Consider the following 19,983-nt stretch of genomic DNA (forward strand, 5'->3'; position numbering starts at 1 on the left):
AAGTTTGGAACTAAACCGATCTGAAAGTCAGAGCTAACTTATAATTGTATTGCAGATGCGGTTTCATACATAATATAACGCACGTATACGGCAAGTCACTTATTTATGTCAACCCGCTTTCATGAATAAATCGTTGTTTTAATCCAAATGCTTGTTCGTAAAAAGCAACTGCTTGACAAACCTCTCTGACAGAGAAAATTATGTATGATAACTTTATTTTTTGTGAGATTTCCCAATAGTTTTTGTAGGTGCGTTAGGCGCTAGCGCCTAACGCACCCATCCTAACCCTAGCTGCCGCCAATCCGAGCGACATCGCGAGCGTTTTCTTCAAACGCAGCCGTCAGCGCATCATCACCGCTTAAACCCGATGCGATCGCCCTTTCAATAGCCTGCAACACCCGCTTGTAATCCCTCGGCATCACCTTCACAAACACCGGCACCATCTCATCCCACGCAGCCAGAACCTTCGATGCTTTCGCACTTCCAGTTAAATCAACGTGAGTTTGAAGCATCTGCCGCAAATCGCTAATTTCCTCAACATCCTCCAATTTTTCCAAATCCACCATCGACATATTGCAGCGAGTTGCAAAATCCCCCGCCTCATCCAAAATGTAAGCAACACCGCCACTCATACCCGCTGCAAAATTGCGCCCGGTTTGGCCCAAAACTACAACTTTGCCGCCAGTCATGTACTCGCAACCGTGATCGCCCACACCCTCAACTACTGCGTTAACGCCAGAGTTACGCACCCCAAAACGTTCGCCCGCAATCCCTCGGATGAAAACCTCGCCGGATGTCGCGCCGTAAAGCACTACGTTACCGACAATCACGTTTTCTTCTGCGACGAAGGTAGAAGCTGGCGACGGATACAGGATGATTTTGCCGCCGCTGAGCCCTTTGCCCAAATAGTCGTTAGCTTCGCCTTCGAGCTCCAGGGTGACACCCTTGGGTACGAATGCGCCAAAGCTTTGCCCAGCGCTGCCTTGGAAGTGCAGGTGCACCGTGTCATCCGGCAAACCTTCCCAGTTGCGTTTGGTGATTTCGTTGCCCAGAATTGTGCCGACAACGCGGTTGACATTGGTAATTGGCAGTTTGGCGTGTACTTTTTCGCCATTTTCGATCGCACCTTTGCACAAATCCAACAACACCGTCATGTCGATCGACTTTTCCAAACCGTGATCCTGCGCCATCTGACAATAGCGCCCGACCTCCGGTCCAACTTCCGGCTGATAAAGGATTTTCGAGAAATCCAAACCCTTAGCCTTCCAGTGTTCCACAGCTTGTTTCGCTTCCAAAACATCAGTCCGCCCCACCATTTCATTCAGCGTGCGGAAACCCAACTGCGCCATAATTTCCCGGACTTCCTGGGCGACGAAGGTCATAAAGTTTACCGTGTGCTCTGGGTCGCCGGTAAAGTTTTTCCGCAGCAGCGGGTCTTGGGTTGCCACGCCCACCGGGCAAGTGTTGAGGTGGCAAACGCGCATCATAATGCAGCCCAATGTCACCAGCGGCGCCGTCGCAAAACCGAATTCCTCAGCACCAAGCAAGGCAGCAATTACTACATCGCGGCCGGTTTTCATTTGACCGTCAGTTTCCACAACAATCCGGCTGCGGAGATTGTTGAGTACCAAAGTCTGGTGAGTTTCCGCCAGTCCCAATTCCCAAGGTAATCCCGCGTGTTTGATCGAAGTTTGCGGCGAAGCGCCGGTTCCGCCGTCGTAGCCGGAAATCAACACGACATCGGCGTGGGCTTTCGCAACCCCGGCCGCGATCGTCCCGACTCCAACTTCCGACACGAGTTTGACGCTAATCCGCGCTTCCCGGTTGGCATTTTTCAAGTCGTGAATCAATTCTGCCAAATCTTCGATCGAATAAATGTCGTGGTGAGGAGGAGGCGAAATCAATCCCACACCCGGAGTCGAGTTCCGCACCTTGGCAATCCACGGGTATACTTTTTTACCGGGCAACTGTCCGCCTTCACCGGGTTTCGCGCCTTGCGCCATCTTGATTTGCAGTTCCTGCGCTTGGGAAAGGTACAAGCTGGTAACGCCGAAACGGCCGGAAGCAACTTGTTTGATCGCGCTGTTTTTCGAGTCGCCGCGATCGTTCGTCCAAGTGTAGCGTTCAGGATCTTCCCCGCCTTCACCGGTGTTCGATTTGCCACCAATGCGGTTCATCGCTACTGCTAGCGATTCGTGGGCTTCTTTAGAAATCGAACCGTAACTCATCGCCCCAGTTTTAAAGCGTTTGAGAATAGATTCGATCGGCTCAACTTCCTCAATGGGTATCGATTCCCGCTGCTTGAATTGCAACAAACCGCGCAAGGTAAAATGCTGCTGGTTTTGTTCGTTTACCAGCCCAGAATACTGTTTGAAAAGCGTATAACTGCCCTCGCGCACCGACTTTTGCAGCGCGTGAATTGTCTGCGGACTAAACAAATGCGCCTCGCCTTCTTTCCGCCACTGATATTCGCCGCCAACATCGAGAGTATGTCCGCTGGCTGGGCGGTCTGGGAAAGCGTGGGTATGGCGCAAAATTGCTTCTTGGGCGATGACTTCGAGGTCTACACCTTCAATCCGCGAGGCTGTCCAAGCAAAGTATTTATCGACTACGGATTTGTTCAAGCCGATCGCCTCAAAAATCTGCGCGCCGCGATAACTTTGAATTGTGGAAATCCCAATTTTCGAGGCAACTTTCGTCACACCTTTAGTGGCGGCTTTGATGTAGTTTTTGCAAGCAGTTTTGTACTCGACATTTAGCAGCAATCCTTCGCGGATCGAATCGGCGATCGTCTCAAAGGCCAAATACGGATTAATCGCGCCGCAACCATATCCAATCAGTGTCGCAAAGTGATGCACTTCCCTCGGTTCGCCGGATTCGAGCACGAGTCCCGCCCGCGTGCGCGTACCTTTACGGATCAAGTGGTGGTGCAGGCCCGCAACTGCCAGCAGCGCCGGAATTGGGGCTTTGTCTGGACTGATACCCCGATCGCTCAAAAGGATGATATTCACCCCTGAAGCGATCGCGCTGTCTGCTGCTGCAAAAACCTCTTCTAACGCCTGTTCTAGACCTTTTACACCGCTTTTGGGGTCAAACAAAATCGGCACGGTGAGTGACTTGAAATTGCCCTCATTTACGTGTTGGAGCTTAGCTAATTCTTCATTGCTGAGAATTGGCGTTTTAAGTTCAATCAAATGACAGCTTTCCGGTTCCGGTTTGAGCAAATTGCGTTCAGCGCCGATCGTAGTTTCGGCAGAAGTTACAATTTCTTCGCGGATAGAATCGATCGGCGGATTGGTAACTTGAGCAAACAACTGCTGGAAGTATTCGTAAAGCAGTTTTGGGCGGTTGGAAAGCACCGCCAGCGGCGTATCCGCACCCATCGCGCCGACAGCTTCCACGCCATCTTTCGCCATCGGCGCTAACAGCAACCGCAGTTCTTCAAAGGTGTAGCCAAAGGCCATTTGCCGCTGCAATAATGTTTCGGGATGAGATTCTGCTACTGCCGGCGCATCTTTGAGTTTGGCGATTTCGACCATGTGCTGGTCGATCCACTCGCGGTACGGGTGTTCTGTGGCGATTTTGGTTTTAATTTCCTCATCAGAGACGATGCGGCCTTCCTCGGTATTTACCAGAAACATCCGCCCCGGTTGCAAGCGGCCGTTGGATGCAATTCGTTCTGGGGCGATCGGCAAAACTCCCGCTTCCGATGCCATAATTACCAAGTCATCTTTGGTGACGCAGTAGCGGGAAGGGCGCAAACCGTTGCGATCGAGCACGGCCCCGATCGAAGTACCATCGGTAAAGGCGATCGAAGCTGGGCCGTCCCAAGGTTCCATCAAGCAAGAATGGTATTCGTAGAAAGCTTTTTTCTCGTCACTCATCGACTCGTGGGCTGTCCAAGGTTCCGGAATCATCATCATTACAGCGTGCGGCAAAGAACGCCCAGCCAAAGTCAGCAATTCCAAAGCATTGTCAAAAATCGTCGAGTCGCTGCCTTCGATATTGATTAAATTGGGGATTTTCTTTAAGTCATCGCCGAATAGTTCCGACTCGAACAGCGATTGCCGCGCGTGCATCCAGTTAATGTTGCCGCGCATCGTGTTAATTTCGCCGTTGTGAGCGATGTAGCGGTAAGGGTGCGATCGTTCCCAACTCGGAAAAGTATTCGTGCTGAAGCGCGAGTGAACCAGGGCTAGAGCGCTTTCCATGTCGGGGTCGTGCAGTTCGGGATAGTAATCTCCCACTTGCACCGGCATTAACATACCCTTGTAGACGATCGTCCGGCAGGAGAGTGTGGAATTATACCAGTATGGGTCTGTGTTAGTCCTGCGGATGGCATTGTGAGCCCGTTTGCGGATGACGTACAGTTTCCGCTCGAAAGCCGCCTCATCGATACCTGCGGCGCGCCGGAGGAACACTTGCTGCATGAAGGGTTCGCTAGATTTGGCGGTGTCGCCGAGGGACGAGTTGTCGGTGGGCACATCGCGCCAGCCCAGCACTTCCTGGCCTTCTTCTGCCGCGATTTCCTCAAAAATGCGTTTGGCGTTTTCGCGTTCAGTTTGATTTGGCGACGAGTAAATCGCGCCAACGCCGTACTCGCCGGCTTCGGGAAGTTCGATGTTTAGGGCCGCAGTTACTTTCTTCAGAAACTTGTGGGGTACTTGCATCAAAATCCCCGCCCCGTCTCCGGTGTTGGGTTCGCAGCCGCACGCGCCCCGGTGGTCGAGGTTCAAGAGGATTGTCAGTGCCTGCTCGACAATTTCGTGGGATTTGTTACCCTTCATGTGTACGATGAATCCGACTCCGCAAGCGTCGTGCTCGAACTGCGGATCGTACAGACCTTGCTTTTGTGGCAGTCCGTTGCTGTTCATTTTGATGCTCCTGTCAAAGTGGCGAAAAGATGTTGATCTAGAGTAGAGGATGGGATGCCGATCGCTCTAGTATCATGTATTATATGTGGATCTACTCAATTGGGTAGATGTACCCAAAAATCAAAGCTTATTCGATCAAGCGTAAAAAAATAGTTAAAGCCGATAACTTAACTAGGGAACCCGGAGGTTAAAGATTTATGCTTAAAGACTCTTCGATTATGTGAATTATTAAACCGCAGAGGCCGCAGAGAGCGCAGAAGAAGAGAAGAGAGATGAGTAATTCCGATACCAACTCACATCTTGCACCTTGTTAATAAGCTTTTCAAGGGCGGGCTTTCCGGCCCAGCCCACAAAATTTACTCTCTGTGGAACAGGCCGGAAAGCCTGTTCTTGAGAAATGAGTTTATAGCATTGTTAATGCGACTGTATCCTCAGCGTCTGGGTGACATTCTCCAGCAGCATTTGGCCTTCTCTACAGTAATGAGTATTTCTGAAAAATTGCAAAAAGTCGATCAACTCAAAGCATGGTTAGATAGCTTTCGGCCGCTTTCTCCCACCCTGGTTGCAGAATTGAAAAAACTCTACGACATTTGCTTCACTTATCACTGCTTCACAGAACTTAGCCAAACTTATTCAAGTCTAACTATTCAACCAGGTTTCATCCCAGAGGGTCTCTAACCAGATGCTAGAAGTTTTGCAACAGCAGTCTCAAGAGCTGGATTAGGATTCACCTTTAATCAATATTCAAGAACCAGCGCCCTTTCTATGAAGATTTGATGTAGATTGGGGCGATCAAGCAAATATCAGGTGACAACAGCTATGTTGGTTTTGCTATGGTTGTTAAGGCAAGTCGATCGGGCTGAGCACAACTCTTGCAAAACTCTACAGTCGGCTAACCAGTCCCCGCAGGTGGGCTTCGGTTTTAACTATAGATTAGTTAATCTCAAAAAACAACGTCGTTTACCAAAGGATTCCGCAAGCAATCCTCAAGGAGTGAAAATCATGGTTCAGATTCAAGAAATTTCTCAAGTATCTACCCTGCACGCACCTGCAGCACCCAACGGAATAGCCGCTACAGAATTGCGGCCTTGGGGCTCCTTTACGACTCTAGAAGAAGGCCCAGGATATAAAATTAAGCGGATCGAAGTTAAGTCGGGACACCGCCTCAGCCTGCAAATGCACCACCACCGCAGCGAACACTGGATTGTGGTTTCTGGTACTGCAAAAGTTACTTGTGGCGAAACTGAACAAGTTCTGTTTACAAATCAGTCTACCTACGTTCCTCAGTGCACTTCTCACCGCCTGGAAAATCCGGGAGTTATCCCCCTGGTTTTAATTGAGGTGCAGAATGGCGAATATCTCGGAGAAGATGATATTATCCGCTTTCAAGACGATTATGCTCGTAATGAAAAGGCTAAGTAACTCAAGTTGCTAAAAATATAGGGGTAAGGTGCGCGGTTCGGCGCACTTTACATTCTCCGGGTAAGTTACACGCCTAGGCACATTCTACATTTTCAAAACTCAACATTACTTCCCAATTACCAATTACCAATTACTCATAATGATTCATCTGAGCAAAACAGCAGCAACAGAAGTAACGCGCCTCAAGTCGAAGCATCCGAACCCCAATGCTTTATTTCGTCTGGGCGTGGAATCGAGCGGCTGCTCCGGTTTGTCTTATACAATGGCATTTGACGATGCGCCCGCCCCAGAAGACGCTGTATGCGAGTCGGAGGGAATTGAAGTTGCGATCGACCCCCAGCACTTAAAATATCTCAATGAGCTCACCTTGGATTATTCAGAAGACTTGATGGGCGGAGGTTTCCGATTTCACAATCCCAATGCCGCCCAAAGCTGTAGCTGCGGCAACTCCTTTTCGGCTAAGGAATAATCTATAGGATGACACTCAAAGACTTATAAAAAGTCCAAAAAACCTTCAAATAAGCCGATCGAGACTACCAATCTCGACGCCTGTTCAGGATTAGGAATTGACGGTAATATCGAACTCATAACTCCAAATACTTACCCCATTAGGACTAAAGCCAACTGTCACAAATAGAGTTTGAAATTTAGGTATGTAGTTGCGCTTCAGCGCTCTTAACTTAGAGAAGAGCGCTAAAGCGCAACTACATACCTTTGTTTAATGTGCCAGTTGCGTAAGTCCTATATACCTCAGTTCCTAGAAAACCATTATGGTAAGGTGCGTGCGTCGCCCGAAACACTCTGCAAGTGTCATCGAACATCTAACAGTTCCGCACCTACAAATCAGCACCACATAATATATCCTTGATGAGGACAATTAGGTGTATCTCACCTCCGTGAGAAGCGCTATAGATGGTTAGTAAAATCTGCTTTTACGATCGCAATTATACTATCACGAATCAACCAGAAATGACATACAAGCTCGATCGACTATCAACACAATCAAGCTGGCGTACCGAGAATAGTCCACTGCATTAACTGCTGCCACTCTGCAGATTGAGCTAATAAATCTGCATCGAATTCATTTCCCGCATCCTGCGAAAACTCGGCGAAAGCTTCCGCCCAATTAATTACTGTTTCCACAGGCAAATAAGGCGTATAATTCCAAGAACGCTGCAAAAACTCTACCATCTCAACAGAATGACCGGTGCGGTACAAATACCAAGCAATCCAAACTAAGGTACTGTACTTGATTTGCTTTTCCAACAAACGTATTTTATCGGGCAATTCGGGGCGGGCAAAAAAATTGTCCATGACTGCGGCGAGGGATTTAGCCTGCGGTAAGCCTTTGTACATGGCGCTTTGCTCGTGCTGGCGGTAGCAAACAGTTACTTGCTGCAACCACTCTGCTTCGCATCCCATTAAGGCTAAACGCAGCACTAAATCTGTATCTTCCGCCGGTGGAAATCGAGGATCAAATCCGCCGGCGCGCTCTAACCACTGACGGCGAAATACCATCGCGCTGGGTAATACTGGTTTCCACCGCAGCCACATTTCTAAGTCTAATTTAGGGACATTTTGCCAGAGTTTGACATCTTTTAACGGTTCGCCTATACTATTAACTAGACGCCAGCCGCTGTGGACTATTCCTAGATGTGGTTTCGCTGCAAATACAGCCATTTGTGCTGCTAATTTGTCGGGTAAAAAGTAGTCGTCAGCATCGAGAAAAGCGATAAATTCTCCTCGCGATAGCTCGATGCCGTGATTTCGGGCAATCGAAACTCCTTGATTTTGTTGGTAAATGTAGCGAATTCGATCGCCATATTTCTCTAAAACTAACTTGGTATCGTCTCGGGAGCCGTCGTCTACGACAATAATTTCCCAGTTAGTATAGGTTTGGTGCACAACGCTATCTACGGCTTGGCCGACGTAAGCAGCACAGTTGTAAGCCGGAATTACTACGCTCACCTGCGGGGTGCGATCGCTCATAATTAATATCAAGTTTTATGGATTATACCATTTTAGATTTTAGATTTTAGATTTTAGATTTTAGATTTTAGATTAAAAAACTGGAAAGGACTGATGAGCCTCTGGCTGGAAACTTGCCTACAGTTGCATTCTTTTTGTTAACAGGTTGGAACAGATATTAGAATCAATACCCGCTGAGCAGGTTTAGGGAAATCTTGACTTTGAAATCAAGAAAAACCATGCAACCGCCCCTACAAGATTTATTGGTAAAATTCGGTGGCGTCTTTATTTTACAATACTTATCGGGTGCCCCGGAGGCTCACGCGCCCGATAAGTGACGCTTGATAAGCATAATTTGGGTTCAAGAATTTGCCAGGGTAAGTTGTCGTGAATGGAGTATATCTTGGGGGCGAATTGCTGAAGGGTGGCCATCGCCTTTTACCTTCAAATACTTGTCAACTATTTGCAAAACCTGTTCGGGATTGGCTGGCTTCCTCAAAAAATCGGAAGCACCTGTCAATTTCGCTCGCGTGCGGTCAATTATACTGTCTTGACTGGTCAAAAACACAATCGGAGTTTCGCGAAAAGCAGGTGTTTTTCGCAAAAAATTGCACAAAGCAAAGCCACTTGTCTTCGGCATCACCACGTCCATAAAAATTAAAGCAGGCTTTTGTTTGGCGAGGAGGCCCACTCCCTGCATGGGGTCTTGAATTTTTAGGACTCGATACCCCTCCGGCAATAAAATTTGTTCTAAAAATTCGCAAACGGTCGGACTGTCATCGATACAGGCAATCAAAGGGCGACCCGCCCCGGCCATCGCTGCGGCAAGGCGCCACTGTTCTATAGGCGACGGTAAGTCTGGTACTGTTCGGAAATTTACTAAACCCTGTTTGATGTAATTAACTAAAGCGCGAGTTGCCACTGTCACGCACTGCTTTTTCTTAAATGCAATATCCCAAAGAGTATTCTCGCCGTTGAATACGTTACCCAAAGCGATCAAAGAATTAGAGCTAAATCGATTTTGCTGCAACTGGGCTGATGCTTTTAAAAGTGGTGCTTGTTCTGGATCTACCAGCCACAAACCCATTGCTTTCCACTTCTGCCAAATTTCTTCTGTACAACACAGAATTTTCTCTACTTCTGTTAAAGACAGCAGCAAAGAAGAGGTAATTGTAGAAAAATATTTCTGGGACGGACGCCACTCCCGGCGCAAACCCGATTGACCGATCACAGCAAATAACACTTCGGAAAGGCTGGTGTGGACGATCGCCCTAGCTTGTTCCAGGCTCATTTCGCTGGCTGCTATCCCTCGCTGAAGCAGTTGATATTCCCACAGTTCTCCAGCATCGAGGTCTCTGAGATCCACTTGAAAGTTTCGACAGTGTTGCCCAATCGCCCTGTACCAGCGTCTCGCTCTGTGCGCTCCTCCCGTGGCATACACCAAACTACCCTGAAAAAAGTAAAGTTGCCACTGTTGTTCCCCTTGCTCTAACACCAGTTTCCCTGTTGCTTGTTTCTGGCTGAGTACAGCCAGAGTATGGGACAACATTTTGTATCCGATTGCGGTAGCAGACATATCAACTCGCATCCCCTGTACTCTGTTTGTACCATTATATAGCTGCTGAGTTTTGAAAGATAACAGTAATATTACTGAAGTTGGGTTAAGAAACACCACTACTTGTGCGAATTTAACCCTCTTAGGGAGTGATTCCCCTCGGTAGTTTTAGCCATGAGGATGCAACGCCTATTTGCACTATTAACTAATAACTAAAATCCGGCTTCTAACTAATAACTAATTCCCCTCGCTATCTTTAGGAGGTACGGGATCGAAACCCCCTGGATGAAAAGGATGACAGCGCAAAATTCGCTTAACCGCCATCGAGCTGCCACGGGCCGACCCAAATCTTTCTATTGCTTCGATCGCGTATTGCGAACAAGTGGGCTGAAATCTACAGGCGTTAGGCAGGTAAGGAGAAATCCCCATTTTGTAGCCTCGGATTAATCCGATCAGCAATATCTTCACAATTTTTACCTCAGCGATTGATTAGATTTATAGGCCAATCTCGTCCCGTACCGCTGTAAGCTAGGTGCATCGAGAGCATTCCCAGCGGTTAGAGTTCCGCCAACTTTTCCTGTACCAATTATACCTATTTTCATTTTTATTTTAGATACTTAAAGCACAATTTGAGGAGATAATATGGTACTTGTCTCTGAGTTCGCTACTTGACCGATACCTAAAAAATTACCGTCTCGATCATACACCTGCAAGGGATAGGGATGTTCGGGTATTGGGTTGTGGGGGGGATGGTTGCTACTTTCCTCCTCTGGCCCGATCGGCGTTTCGGGAATCGGGAGGCGCTGTCCTTGAAACCAGCGTTTGGTATATTCAGGGGAAAGGACGATCGCCCCTAAATGTCCCAAAACCGCCGATGGCAAAATCGGGCAGAATTTATTCTCCTGCAATTGCAGTTCCAATTGTTCAAAACTGAGACTTTCCTCGATCGAAAAACCGCTACTTTCGGTGCGAGTCAAACAAGCCAAAGTACCGCCTGTATTTAACACCGCACCCAAATCCCGCGCGATCGCCCGAATGTAAGTACCCGCCCCACAGGCGATTGACAAATCCAATTCAGGAAAATCCCCCGGTCGCCAATCCAAGATTTCCAGCCGAAAAACCTCGACATTCCTAGCCGTAACTTCCACGGTTTCGCCTTTTCTAGCTAACTCATAAAGGCGTTTTCCTCCCACCTGAACCGCACTAAAACTCGGTGGAAACTGCTCAATTTTTCCTATAAATTTTGGCAGTGCAGCTTGCACTTTTTCCAAACTCAACTCTGGCACCGGTCGAGAATGGATAATTTCTCCTTCTAAATCGTCAGTAGCAGTAGTTAAGCCAAACCGAATCGTGCCTCGGTAAGCTTTATTGTGTTGGAGATATTGTAGCAGTCTGGTTGCTTTGCCCAGGGCGATCGGTAAAACACCAGTCACAGCAGGATCGAGGGTTCCTCCGTGTCCGACTCGCTTGAGTTTCAATAGCCGGCGCACTCGCCCCACGCAGTCGTGAGATGTCATGCCCGTAGGTTTGTTGAGATTGAGAAAACCGTCAGTAGTCATTAGGAAGTTCGGCAACGAGCAATGTACGGGATGTAACGGATATAACGGATGTCAGGAAGAGGGAAGAAGGAAGCCGGAAAAAAGAAAATGAAAAGTTCTGAGATTGCTTTCCTTCGCATCGCGAAAGCTAACGTTATTCGCAACGGGAAAGCGGTTTTTAGTTAAAAAGTTCAACATTCAAAACTTAAAACTACAAAGTATCCGCCAACCCAATTCCCAATTCCCTATTACCCATTAAAGAATAAAGTCTGCCTGACTGATAGAAGCGCGGGCAACTCCGAATAAAGTAGCGAGAGTTTCCTTGGTGTTTGTAAGCTGAATAATTGTACTCGGGGAAGTTCCGGCCCCAGCGGAAATGGTGAGTTCGCCAAAGGTGAGGCCGGCAGTCAAGCGAATTTGATCCGTACCATCAGTAAAATCTGTAATCACATCCCCGTCTGCCAAACGCCCGATCGCAAAAGTATCGTTTCCGGCGCCGCCAGTTAAAGTATCTAGGCCGCGATCGCCCGATAAACAGTCATTGCCGATGCCACCAAACAGCGAGTCATCGCCGGCACCCCCAAAAAGCGAGTCATCGCCCGCGCCTCCCAACAAAGTATCGGTGTCTTGGTTGCCAAACAGCAAATCATTACCCTCGTCGCCCAGCATTGAGTCAGAACCTTTGCCGCCGTAGAAAGTATCGCCGCCGGCGCCGCCCAAAACGCTGTCGCGGCCGGCACCGCCGAAGAGCAAATCATTGCCAACGTCGCCCAGCAGTGAGTCATCGCCGTCGCCGCCGTAGAGGGAATCGTCTGCGCCTAAGCCCAAAATGCTGTCAGGGCCACCCAAACCAAATATCAAGTTACCGCCCGCAGTACCTCTGAGGGAGTCGGGGCCGCTGGTGCCGCGAGTGCCGCCAGGTGCCCCTCCGGGACTGGTACCGCCGCCGGTGGGGGTTGGGGTGGTGACGGGAATTGGTCGAATTGGCACTGATGATGGCATGATTCTGAAGATGGGTATAAATTTGCCATTCTAACTTAGCCTAAAACCGGAAGTTATAAGCTCGCCAACCGCCCAGCTCAGAAATATCGATCGCACCCGCCACAGCATAAGGTTCGCACAAAAAGCCCTGCACCGTCGATCCATCCTCCAACACCAGCGTACCAATTCCCAAAGGCGGGGGAATTTTAGCGACAAATCCGCCGAAAGCCGCGATCGACAACTCCCAAACTTCCACCTCGATGGCGCTACCGCCCTCTATCTGACGCACCAATCCCGGCTTGCCCAGAGCAGTACCCGTCAAAGCGTACAGCTTGTAAATCGGGCTGGTACGGCAGGCGCGAACCAAAACGCCTCCCCCCTCGATTAGTTGATAATTCAGCGGCTCACCGCTCAAATGAGCGCCAACCACGGCTATTTTGACTCGTTCTTCTGAGGAAGGTTGGGCTGCGATGGCGGGTTCCGAGAGGGTTGGTAGCGGCAGACCGATTGCGCCCAAAGTTCCCCCCAAGCGATCGTGGAAAGCAGATCCCAGGCGGCAGAGCGATAAATCGTGCCACGCAGGAGCCATCAGTGTCAATCCTGCGGGCAATCCGCTGCTTTGAAACCCGCTGGGAACTGCGATCGCGCACAAATCGAGCAAATTCGCAAAGTTCGTGTAGCGCCCGAGATTTGTGTTGAGCGCGATCGGCTCGGCTGCAACTTCTGCGACAGTATAAATCGTGCCTGTCGTCGGTACCGCCAACACATCCATTGACTGCCACTGAATTTCTGCCTGCTGGCGGAGCTCGGCCAACCGGTACGACGCGCGGTAAGCCGCGACGGCATCGTAGCGTTTGCCGCCGCTGATAATTTCGTAGACGATGGGATCGATATCCTCTGGGTGCGCGTCGAGGAAATCGCCGATCGCGGCCAACCTTTCTGCTACCCAAGGGCCGCCGTAGAGCAGTTCGGCAGCATCCGCAAAGGGTTTGAAGTCAATAGGTGCGATCGTGCAGCCCAAAGATTGCAAGCGCACGATCGCATCTCGGTAGCGCTGTTTGGCTTCTGCATTCCCGAAAAATTCCAGTTCGCCGTCTCCGGGAACTCCCACTCGCAAGCGGGATAAATCCGGCAAAACTTTCGTTTCAGGGTGGCGAGAAAACGCATCCTCAGCGTCAAAACCGCTGGCTGCTTGCAGCACTGAGGCGGCATCCGCACAGGTGAGAGCGAACACAGAAACGCAATCGAGCGATCGCACCGCCGGCAGCAGGCCGCGAGTGCCGATCGAGCCGGAACTTGGCTTCAGCCCGACAATGTTGGTAAAAGCAGCGGGAACGCGCCCCGATCCTGCGGTATCGGTACCCAGAGCAAAACTCACCAATCCGGCCGAGACTGCTGCTGCGGAACCGGAACTCGATCCGCCCGGAATGTAGCGCGAATCGAACGGATTGCGACAAACTCCATAAGGCGTGCGGGTTCCCACTAATCCTGTGGCAAACTGATCCATGTTTGTTTTGCCGATCGCGATCGCACCTGCCGCGCCCAGGCGCTCTACGACTGCCGACGATCGCGCTGGAGTGCGAGCAAACCGAGGACATCCCGCCGTAGTCGGAACGCCCGCCCAATCGAGATTATCTTTGATCGCAAAAGGTATTCCGTAGAGCGGTAATTGTTGCGGGTCTAGGTTTTCCAAGGCTTTGGCGCGTTCGAGGGTTTCCGCCTGCGGTGCTAAATAAATCCATACTGCCGGATCTGCATAGCGTTCGATCCGATCGTACACGCTCGCGATTACATCTGCAGGCGCGATCGATCCGGTGCGGTAGCGATCGAGCAGCGAATGAATGTCGAGACTGTTGCTGTAGTTAAATTTTTCCATAATGCACCGCCAGTCGATTTTAGATTTTAGATTTTAGATTTTAGATTGAACAATTGAGTTTACAGGCTTTGCTGGGCGATCGTTATTACTCACGCCCAGAGTACCATTCTCAAAAACAGGCAGGATGCCTGTTCCACAAAGAGTTTATTTCTTTCTTCTTGTGGGGTGGGCATCCTGCCCGCCCATAAAAGGCTTGTTGAGAATGGTGGAACATCTCAGTTATTAAAAATAGAAGGTTAGTTTACCGCATTGTCGATCGTACTTGCATCTAGTCTAGGGGTCGAAGTATTCCTCAATAAATATTCAACCCTGACCTTGCGGGTTTCGTCTTTGTGTGCAGGTAAACTTCGCGATTTCCAATCGCCCCATCTCATCGCCCCGTTTAATCTTCCAAAAATTTTAATTTTACAAATTCCAGAAAAACTGTTTTTTGTAACATCTTACACATTTTCGCATCAAGTTTGCTGTTACCGTTTGAAACGTAGCAATCTAGTAAGATTGCAAACTACAGTATGCTTACCTTTCAAAAAGCTAAGTGGATTGCTGTTACGGACAGTCTTGAATAACTCCTTGGGTTGCAAACAGGACTTATACAGACAAAAACAGAAAAATTTAACCGCTTCTAGGGTTCCGATTTGAATTAGTTTCTAACTCAGCTTAGAAAATTCAAGTGCTGGTCCGAGAGAAGCAGACTGGTTGCCCCAATATTTTCTTAATTTGAGGGAAACACTAGCCAGTTACACGGCGGGATAAAAGCCCGGGAGAAACGCGATCGGTCATCAAGACTCGGTTCGTTAGCTCTCGGGCTTTATCCTTGTATATCAGGGAGGTTTGCGGAAGCTAAGGAAGCCAAAGAAGGTGCAAAAGCTCGATCGACATATTCACCTCTAACCAGCCACCAGAATATGCTATGAATATCCGATATTGCTCCCCCAAAATAACGCGATCGCCCTTATCCTACTGCGCCCTATTTCTTATCACCTTGTTTTTCGCTGTCGGCTGCGTCAACCCGGCAATTTATATCAAAACCACGACTGAAAGCGAAGCAGCTTCTTCAGTAAGTGCTGATGCAGTTAGCCTCGGATTCAGCGCGTGGCCCGGCTGGTTTCCTTGGCAAATTGCCAAAGAACAAAAAATATTTGAAGCCAACAATGTTGCTGTAGACTTAAAATGGTTTGACGGCTACTTAGAATCCATCAGCACCCTCACAGCAGGACAGATAAATGCTAACAGCCAAACCCTCGGCGATACAGTAAACTCGATATCGGGCGGCGCCGACCAAGTAATTGTTTTAGTCAACGACAACTCGACGGGAAATGACAAAGTAATTGTCGCCGAAGGTATCAATTCCGTTGCCGACTTGAAAGGAAAAAAAGTTGCAGCAGAGGAAGGTACAGTCGATCACTTTCTATTACTGCTAGGGCTGAGAAAAGCAGGTTTATCAGTGCAAGATATTCAATTTGTACCGCTGGAAACCGGCAAAGCTGCGGCGGCTTTCGTCGGAGGGCAAGTCGATGCGGTGGCAGTATTTGCGCCGTTTACCACGCAAGCATTAAAGCGAAAAAATAGCAAGGAACTGTTTAGTTCCAAAGATTTTCCGGGGGCGATTTCCGACCATTTGGTATTCACCCGAAAGTTTATCGGCGAACACCCAGATCGAGTGCAAGCCCTGGTCAATTCATGGTTTGCAACATTGGAATACATGAAATTAAATAAAGAGAAATCTTACGAGATTCTAGCCAACCGCGCCGGAGTCAGCGTCGAGGAATACAAAGAATATGAAAACGGCACTAAGATATTTACGATCGAGGAAAACTTGAAAGCATTTCAACCGGGAAACGACATGACATCATTACAGTTTGCGGCGGCCGAAATGACTAAATTTCTCGTAGATGTAAATTTAGCAAAAACCCAACCCGATATCAGCACATTATTTGACGATCGCTTTATAAAAGCTTATTCGGAAGGTAAAAGCTAAAAGGCATAATTTACGATTGTGCAGACACAAAAAACCTAAAAAAAAATACTTTTTATAATCCCCAAAATCTACTTCCATTACTCGCTCAACTGTTCTGCAATTAAATCATGCCACCAAATCCCGATCGCCGATCGATCCAATCCCACCTCAAGCAAAAAAGCCTAAATCCCACCGTTTTCTGGCGGATTGCGGAAGAGATACCACAACCCCTCAATATTGGGTTAACGGTAACATCGATCGCACTGCCGCTGCTGCTGTGGTGGCTAGTAACAACCTTCGCCAACGTAGACCCCAAATTTTTGCCTTCCCCTGGCAAAGTTTTAGAGGCATTTGGTCGGCTGTGGAACACTCGCGAACTTTTGAAAGACACAGTAGCGAGTTTGTGGCGGGTGGGAGTGGGCTTTCTGTTCGCCTTGGTTTTTTCCATACCAATTGGCGTGCTGATGGGCAGTTTTCCCAGTATTCGCGCCTTGCTCGAACCCATGTTCGGCTTGATGCGATATATGCCCGCACCAGCATTCATTCCCCTGCTAATTCTTTACTTGGGAATCGGCGAAGAACCCAAAATTACCCTGATTTTCATCGGCGTCTTTTTCTTCAATTCGCTGATGGTGATGGATACGGTCAAGTTTGTTTCAAAAGACTTGATCGAAGCTACTTATATGTTGGGCGGGAATCGCTGGGAAATCCTAACTCAAGTTATTTTTCCCCACGTTTTGCCGGGAATTCTTGATGCTAGCCGCATCAACCTAGCTGCCGCTTGGCAATTGGTAATCGTCTCGGAATTAATTGCGGCAACCGAAGGTTTAGGCCGCCGGATTAGCGTCGCCGGTCGATTTCTCCGAACCGATGAAATATTTGTGGGGCTGATTGTCATTGGGGCGATCGGACTGGCTTTTGACTTGCTTTTTCAATACCTGCTGCGGGTTTCTTGTAAATGGTCAAGTCAGAAACAGTAAGCAGATGTTAAAAGGCAGAATGATGTCATTTTTTTACTTACAATACAGAGGATAAACTCATGTTTCTACAAATTAACAACCTGCACAAAAATTTTGAAACTAAAAACGGTAAATTAGTTGTCCTTAAGGACATCAATATGAGCATCAAGCAAGGCGAATTTATCTGCGCGGTAGGCGCATCCGGTTCGGGCAAATCTACTCTGTTGAGGCAGATTGCGGGATTGGACAAGCCGACAACAGGGGAAGTGAAAATTGACGGCAAGGAAGTTGTTTCGCCTGGGCCGGATCGAGGTATGGTATTTCAGCATTACACTCTTTATCCTTGGATGAACGTGCAGGAAAATGCCGAGTTTGGCCTCAAACTTCAAGGAGTTTCCAAGAAAAAGCGGCGCGAACAAGCGAGCTATTATTTGAGTGTGGTAGGATTGACGCAGTTTGCTTCGTCGCTGCCGAAGGAATTGTCGGGCGGGATGAAACAGCGGGTGGCGATCGCCCGCGCCCTCGCTTCTGAACCTAAAGTGTTATTAATGGATGAACCTTTCGGCGCATTGGATATCCACACTAAAGAATCGATGCACGAATTCATGCTCGATTTGTGGCGCCGCACTCAGATTACAATCTTTATGATTACCCACGATGTCGAAGAAGCGGTGTTTCTTTCCAATCGGATTTATGCTTTGGGCGCTCGTCCCGGTACAGTGAGAAAGGAAATGTCGATTAATTTGCCCGATCGCACTCCCAGCATTAAACGCCACGCCAAATTCCACGATTACCGCGACGAACTCATGGATTTGATGCGGAAACACGGACAGGAAGCAGTTGCAATGGCTGCTTAAATAGAAATAGGTTTGTATTTGCACTTTTTGGGCGGGCAGGATGCCCACCCCACAAGAAAACTCACTCTTTGTGGAACGGGAATCTTGCCCGTTATTGAGAATGGTGCAAGATGTAAACGGACAGGAAGCAGTTGCAATGGCTGCTTAAAGAGAAATAGGTTTGTAGTTGCACTTTTTGCACCCGCGCCAAGAGTTTAACTGCCAACCTCAGTAAGTGGAAACTTAACATCTTGCACCCTTGTCAATTACCTATTTAGGAACGGGCAAGATGCCCGTTCCACAAAACTCAATTTTATTGTGGAACGGGCATCTTGCCCGTTCTTGAGAATGGTGCAAGATATCAGTGGAGATAATATTACTTTGGGAGAGGGTGAGTTTTGCCACTACAAAATACTATTGTTTTGTTTCGCTGACCCCCCCAAATACATCAAGAGGAACTTATGGTGCAACTATCATCGATCGATACAAACTCAGAAATCGATTCAAGCCTCGTATTAATGCAAGAAACCGTACCGGGCGGCGCGTACTGGTCGGGAGTCATCAAGCGGGGAAACACCCTGCGAATCACCGATTTAGAAGGCTCTCGCGGCGTTTCCATGCTGTGCTACAACGCCGACAATGCGATCGAACGTTTCAACGCAGCAGACACCGCCAAAATTCAATTCAACGCCTTTCTCAAACAAGGCATGGTGCTCTACACAGACATGGGCCGCATCCTATTTTCCATCACCCAAGACACCTCCGGCTGTCACGATTTGCTAGGAGGATGCAGCAACGCCATTAGCAATGCCAAAAAATACGGCGAAGGAGACTGGAAAAACTCCCGCGACAACTTCCTCAAAGCCCTAACTCGGTGGGGATTGGGCAAAAAAGATATCATGCCCAACCTCAACTTATTTACTCGCATTGCCGTCAAACCAGACGGCACGATGGAGTTTCGCGAAGGCTGCGAAAAACCGGGTGGTTTTATCGATTTGCGAGCAGAAATGAACGTATTGACCGTTATATCTAACTGCCCCCACATCCTGCATCCGGGGTCAATTTACGATCCAAAACCCATCCAAATTCAGATTGTGAAATCTCCCGCCGCCGCATCCGACGACTTGTGCCGCACCGCCAACCCGGAAGCCGTGCGCGGCTTCATCAACACCGATGCTTTGTTCGTGCAATAAACTCGATTCCACAACTCAATCTTGTCCGCACCAATCTGCGGTGAAAAATTCTGTACTTCCATCACAAAAAGTGAACCATGACTGCAACTACCCAACAACTTCTCGATCCAAAAACTGCAATTTATAACGAAGTTTTACCCGCCAGACATCCCTGGGCTCGCGTCATCAAAAAAGGACAGATTCTCCGCATTGTAGATTTAGGCGGAAATCAAGCAGTAGATTTTTTAGTTTACAATGCCGATGACCCTTCCGAACGCTACAGCGCCCCCGATACGATCGTCAATCAAGGCAACATCTTTGTCACTACAAACAGCCAGCTCATTTCCAACGAAGGGCGAGCCATGATGACCATAATTGCTGACTCCTGCGGGCGGCACGATACCTCCGGGGGCGCCTGTAGCTGCGAGAGCAATTCGGTGCGGTTTGGGCTAGATAAAAAATACCAGCACGCCTGTGTTGAAAATTTCCTCGCCGCAATTCTTCCCTACGGTTTGGGCAAGCGAGATTTAGTCAGCAATATCAACTTCTTTATGAATGTTCCGGTTAGCGAAGATGGCACGCTTGAAATTGTTGACGGCATCTCCGATCCAGGAAGTACAGTTGATTTGCGAGCCGAAATGAACGCGCTGGTTGCTATTTCTAACTGCCCGCAAATGAACAATCCTTGCAATGCTTATAATCCTACGCCGATTCAGTTGATTGTTTGGGATGCGGTGTAAATGTAGGGTTGGCACTGTCTCCGCAATCTTTTTACGGGCGGGCTAGAAGCCCACCCCACAATAAAATTCACTCTTTGTGGAACAGGCATCTTGCCTGTTCTTCAA

Annotated in this window: 15 protein-coding genes and 1 riboswitch; of the genes, 8 read left to right on the plus strand and 7 right to left on the minus strand. The window is 48.6% G+C overall.

From position 1 onward, the window contains the following. Positions 1–287: 287 nt before the first annotated feature. Positions 288–4,874 carry a glutamate synthase large subunit gene (gene gltB / locus QUB25_RS07430; protein WP_333182572.1) on the minus strand — a complete coding sequence of 1,529 codons (4,587 nt, stop codon included), beginning with the start codon at positions 4,872–4,874 and terminating at the stop codon, positions 288–290. A 417-nt stretch (positions 4,875–5,291) separates the two neighbouring features. On the opposite strand from gltB, the gene QUB25_RS07435 reads away from it, so the two are divergent. The 3 genes from QUB25_RS07435 (at position 5,292) to QUB25_RS07445 (ending at position 6,765) form a co-directional block, all read left to right on the plus strand. Further along, positions 5,292–5,552 (plus strand): hypothetical protein, encoded by a 261-nt coding sequence (locus QUB25_RS07435; RefSeq protein WP_333061002.1) that lies wholly within the window; start codon positions 5,292–5,294, stop codon positions 5,550–5,552. A 324-nt stretch (positions 5,553–5,876) separates the two neighbouring features. Further along, positions 5,877–6,296, plus strand: coding sequence for a phosphomannose isomerase type II C-terminal cupin domain (locus QUB25_RS07440; RefSeq protein WP_190693399.1), 420 nt, complete (start codon positions 5,877–5,879; stop codon positions 6,294–6,296). A gap of 139 nt (positions 6,297–6,435) precedes the next feature. Next, positions 6,436–6,765: a HesB/IscA family protein gene (locus QUB25_RS07445; protein ID WP_006630924.1), complete on the plus strand. Its 330-nt coding sequence runs from the start codon at positions 6,436–6,438 to the stop codon at positions 6,763–6,765. Positions 6,766–7,298: 533 nt separating this feature from the next. Here the strand turns inward: QUB25_RS07445 and QUB25_RS07450 are convergent. The 6 genes from QUB25_RS07450 to atzF form a co-directional block, all read right to left on the minus strand. Continuing rightward, positions 7,299–8,285 carry a glycosyltransferase gene (locus tag QUB25_RS07450; RefSeq protein ID WP_333182573.1) on the minus strand — a complete coding sequence of 329 codons (987 nt, stop codon included), beginning with the start codon at positions 8,283–8,285 and terminating at the stop codon, positions 7,299–7,301. Between the two features lie 340 nt (positions 8,286–8,625). After that, the gene (locus tag QUB25_RS07455) at positions 8,626–9,840 is read right to left on the minus strand and encodes a response regulator (RefSeq protein WP_333041355.1); all 1,215 of its coding nucleotides are present in this window, start codon (positions 9,838–9,840) and stop codon (positions 8,626–8,628) included. Between the two features lie 216 nt (positions 9,841–10,056). Continuing rightward, complete coding sequence (yidD, locus tag QUB25_RS07460; protein WP_333182574.1) at positions 10,057–10,287, minus strand: membrane protein insertion efficiency factor YidD; 231 nt, start codon at positions 10,285–10,287, stop codon at positions 10,057–10,059. Between the two features lie 149 nt (positions 10,288–10,436). Next, a complete protein-coding gene (gene truB / locus QUB25_RS07465; RefSeq protein ID WP_333182575.1) occupies positions 10,437–11,378 on the minus strand; it encodes a tRNA pseudouridine(55) synthase TruB in 942 nt (313 codons plus the stop codon). Positions 11,379–11,612: 234 nt separating this feature from the next. Further along, positions 11,613–12,359: a calcium-binding protein gene (locus QUB25_RS07470; protein WP_333061005.1), complete on the minus strand. Its 747-nt coding sequence runs from the start codon at positions 12,357–12,359 to the stop codon at positions 11,613–11,615. 40 nt (positions 12,360–12,399) lie between these two features. Then, positions 12,400–14,214 carry an allophanate hydrolase gene (atzF, locus tag QUB25_RS07475; RefSeq protein ID WP_333182576.1) on the minus strand — a complete coding sequence of 605 codons (1,815 nt, stop codon included), beginning with the start codon at positions 14,212–14,214 and terminating at the stop codon, positions 12,400–12,402. Positions 14,215–14,825: 611 nt separating this feature from the next. After that, a riboswitch (guanidine-I (ykkC/yxkD leader) is annotated at positions 14,826–14,980 on the plus strand. Positions 14,981–15,124: 144 nt separating this feature from the next. Here atzF and QUB25_RS07480 point away from each other — a divergent pair. The 5 genes from QUB25_RS07480 to QUB25_RS07500 all read left to right on the plus strand — a co-directional run bounded on the left by QUB25_RS07480 (position 15,125) and on the right by QUB25_RS07500 (position 19,878). After that, positions 15,125–16,192, plus strand: a complete 1,068-nt coding sequence (locus QUB25_RS07480) for an ABC transporter substrate-binding protein (RefSeq protein ID WP_333182577.1) — start codon at positions 15,125–15,127, stop codon at positions 16,190–16,192. A 107-nt stretch (positions 16,193–16,299) separates the two neighbouring features. After that, the gene (locus QUB25_RS07485) at positions 16,300–17,151 is read left to right on the plus strand and encodes an ABC transporter permease (protein ID WP_333182578.1); all 852 of its coding nucleotides are present in this window, start codon (positions 16,300–16,302) and stop codon (positions 17,149–17,151) included. Positions 17,152–17,210: 59 nt separating this feature from the next. Continuing rightward, entirely contained in the window at positions 17,211–17,987 is a 777-nt protein-coding gene (locus tag QUB25_RS07490; RefSeq protein WP_006630934.1) for an ABC transporter ATP-binding protein, read from the plus strand. Between the two features lie 440 nt (positions 17,988–18,427). Then, the gene (locus QUB25_RS07495; protein WP_333182579.1) at positions 18,428–19,159 is read left to right on the plus strand and encodes an urea amidolyase associated protein UAAP1; all 732 of its coding nucleotides are present in this window, start codon (positions 18,428–18,430) and stop codon (positions 19,157–19,159) included. Between the two features lie 77 nt (positions 19,160–19,236). After that, the gene (locus QUB25_RS07500; protein ID WP_333061019.1) at positions 19,237–19,878 is read left to right on the plus strand and encodes an urea amidolyase associated protein UAAP2; all 642 of its coding nucleotides are present in this window, start codon (positions 19,237–19,239) and stop codon (positions 19,876–19,878) included. Positions 19,879–19,983 lie beyond the last annotated feature (105 nt).

This window comes from Microcoleus sp. B3-D7, from assembly GCF_036705305.1.
In the GTDB taxonomy this organism is placed as follows: Bacteria; Cyanobacteriota; Cyanobacteriia; order Cyanobacteriales; family Microcoleaceae; genus Microcoleus.

Excerpts from the sequence above, each read along its gene's own strand:
- QUB25_RS07435 (WP_333061002.1), top strand. The coding sequence starts at position 5,292 with ATGCGACTGTATCCTCAGCGTCTGGGTGACATTCTCCAGCAGCATTTG.
- QUB25_RS07500 (WP_333061019.1), top strand. The coding sequence starts at position 19,237 with ATGACTGCAACTACCCAACAACTTCTCGATCCAAAAACTGCAATTTAT.
- atzF (WP_333182576.1), bottom strand. The coding sequence starts at position 14,214 with ATGGAAAAATTTAACTACAGCAACAGTCTCGACATTCATTCGCTGCTC.
- QUB25_RS07490 (WP_006630934.1), top strand. The coding sequence starts at position 17,211 with ATGTTTCTACAAATTAACAACCTGCACAAAAATTTTGAAACTAAAAAC.
- QUB25_RS07480 (WP_333182577.1), top strand. The coding sequence starts at position 15,125 with ATGAATATCCGATATTGCTCCCCCAAAATAACGCGATCGCCCTTATCC.
- gltB (WP_333182572.1), bottom strand. The coding sequence starts at position 4,874 with ATGAACAGCAACGGACTGCCACAAAAGCAAGGTCTGTACGATCCGCAG.
- QUB25_RS07470 (WP_333061005.1), bottom strand. The coding sequence starts at position 12,359 with ATGCCATCATCAGTGCCAATTCGACCAATTCCCGTCACCACCCCAACC.
- QUB25_RS07440 (WP_190693399.1), top strand. The coding sequence starts at position 5,877 with ATGGTTCAGATTCAAGAAATTTCTCAAGTATCTACCCTGCACGCACCT.
- QUB25_RS07450 (WP_333182573.1), bottom strand. The coding sequence starts at position 8,285 with ATGAGCGATCGCACCCCGCAGGTGAGCGTAGTAATTCCGGCTTACAAC.
- QUB25_RS07445 (WP_006630924.1), top strand. The coding sequence starts at position 6,436 with ATGATTCATCTGAGCAAAACAGCAGCAACAGAAGTAACGCGCCTCAAG.
- QUB25_RS07495 (WP_333182579.1), top strand. The coding sequence starts at position 18,428 with ATGGTGCAACTATCATCGATCGATACAAACTCAGAAATCGATTCAAGC.
- QUB25_RS07485 (WP_333182578.1), top strand. The coding sequence starts at position 16,300 with ATGCCACCAAATCCCGATCGCCGATCGATCCAATCCCACCTCAAGCAA.
- QUB25_RS07455 (WP_333041355.1), bottom strand. The coding sequence starts at position 9,840 with ATGTCTGCTACCGCAATCGGATACAAAATGTTGTCCCATACTCTGGCT.
- truB (WP_333182575.1), bottom strand. The coding sequence starts at position 11,378 with ATGACTACTGACGGTTTTCTCAATCTCAACAAACCTACGGGCATGACA.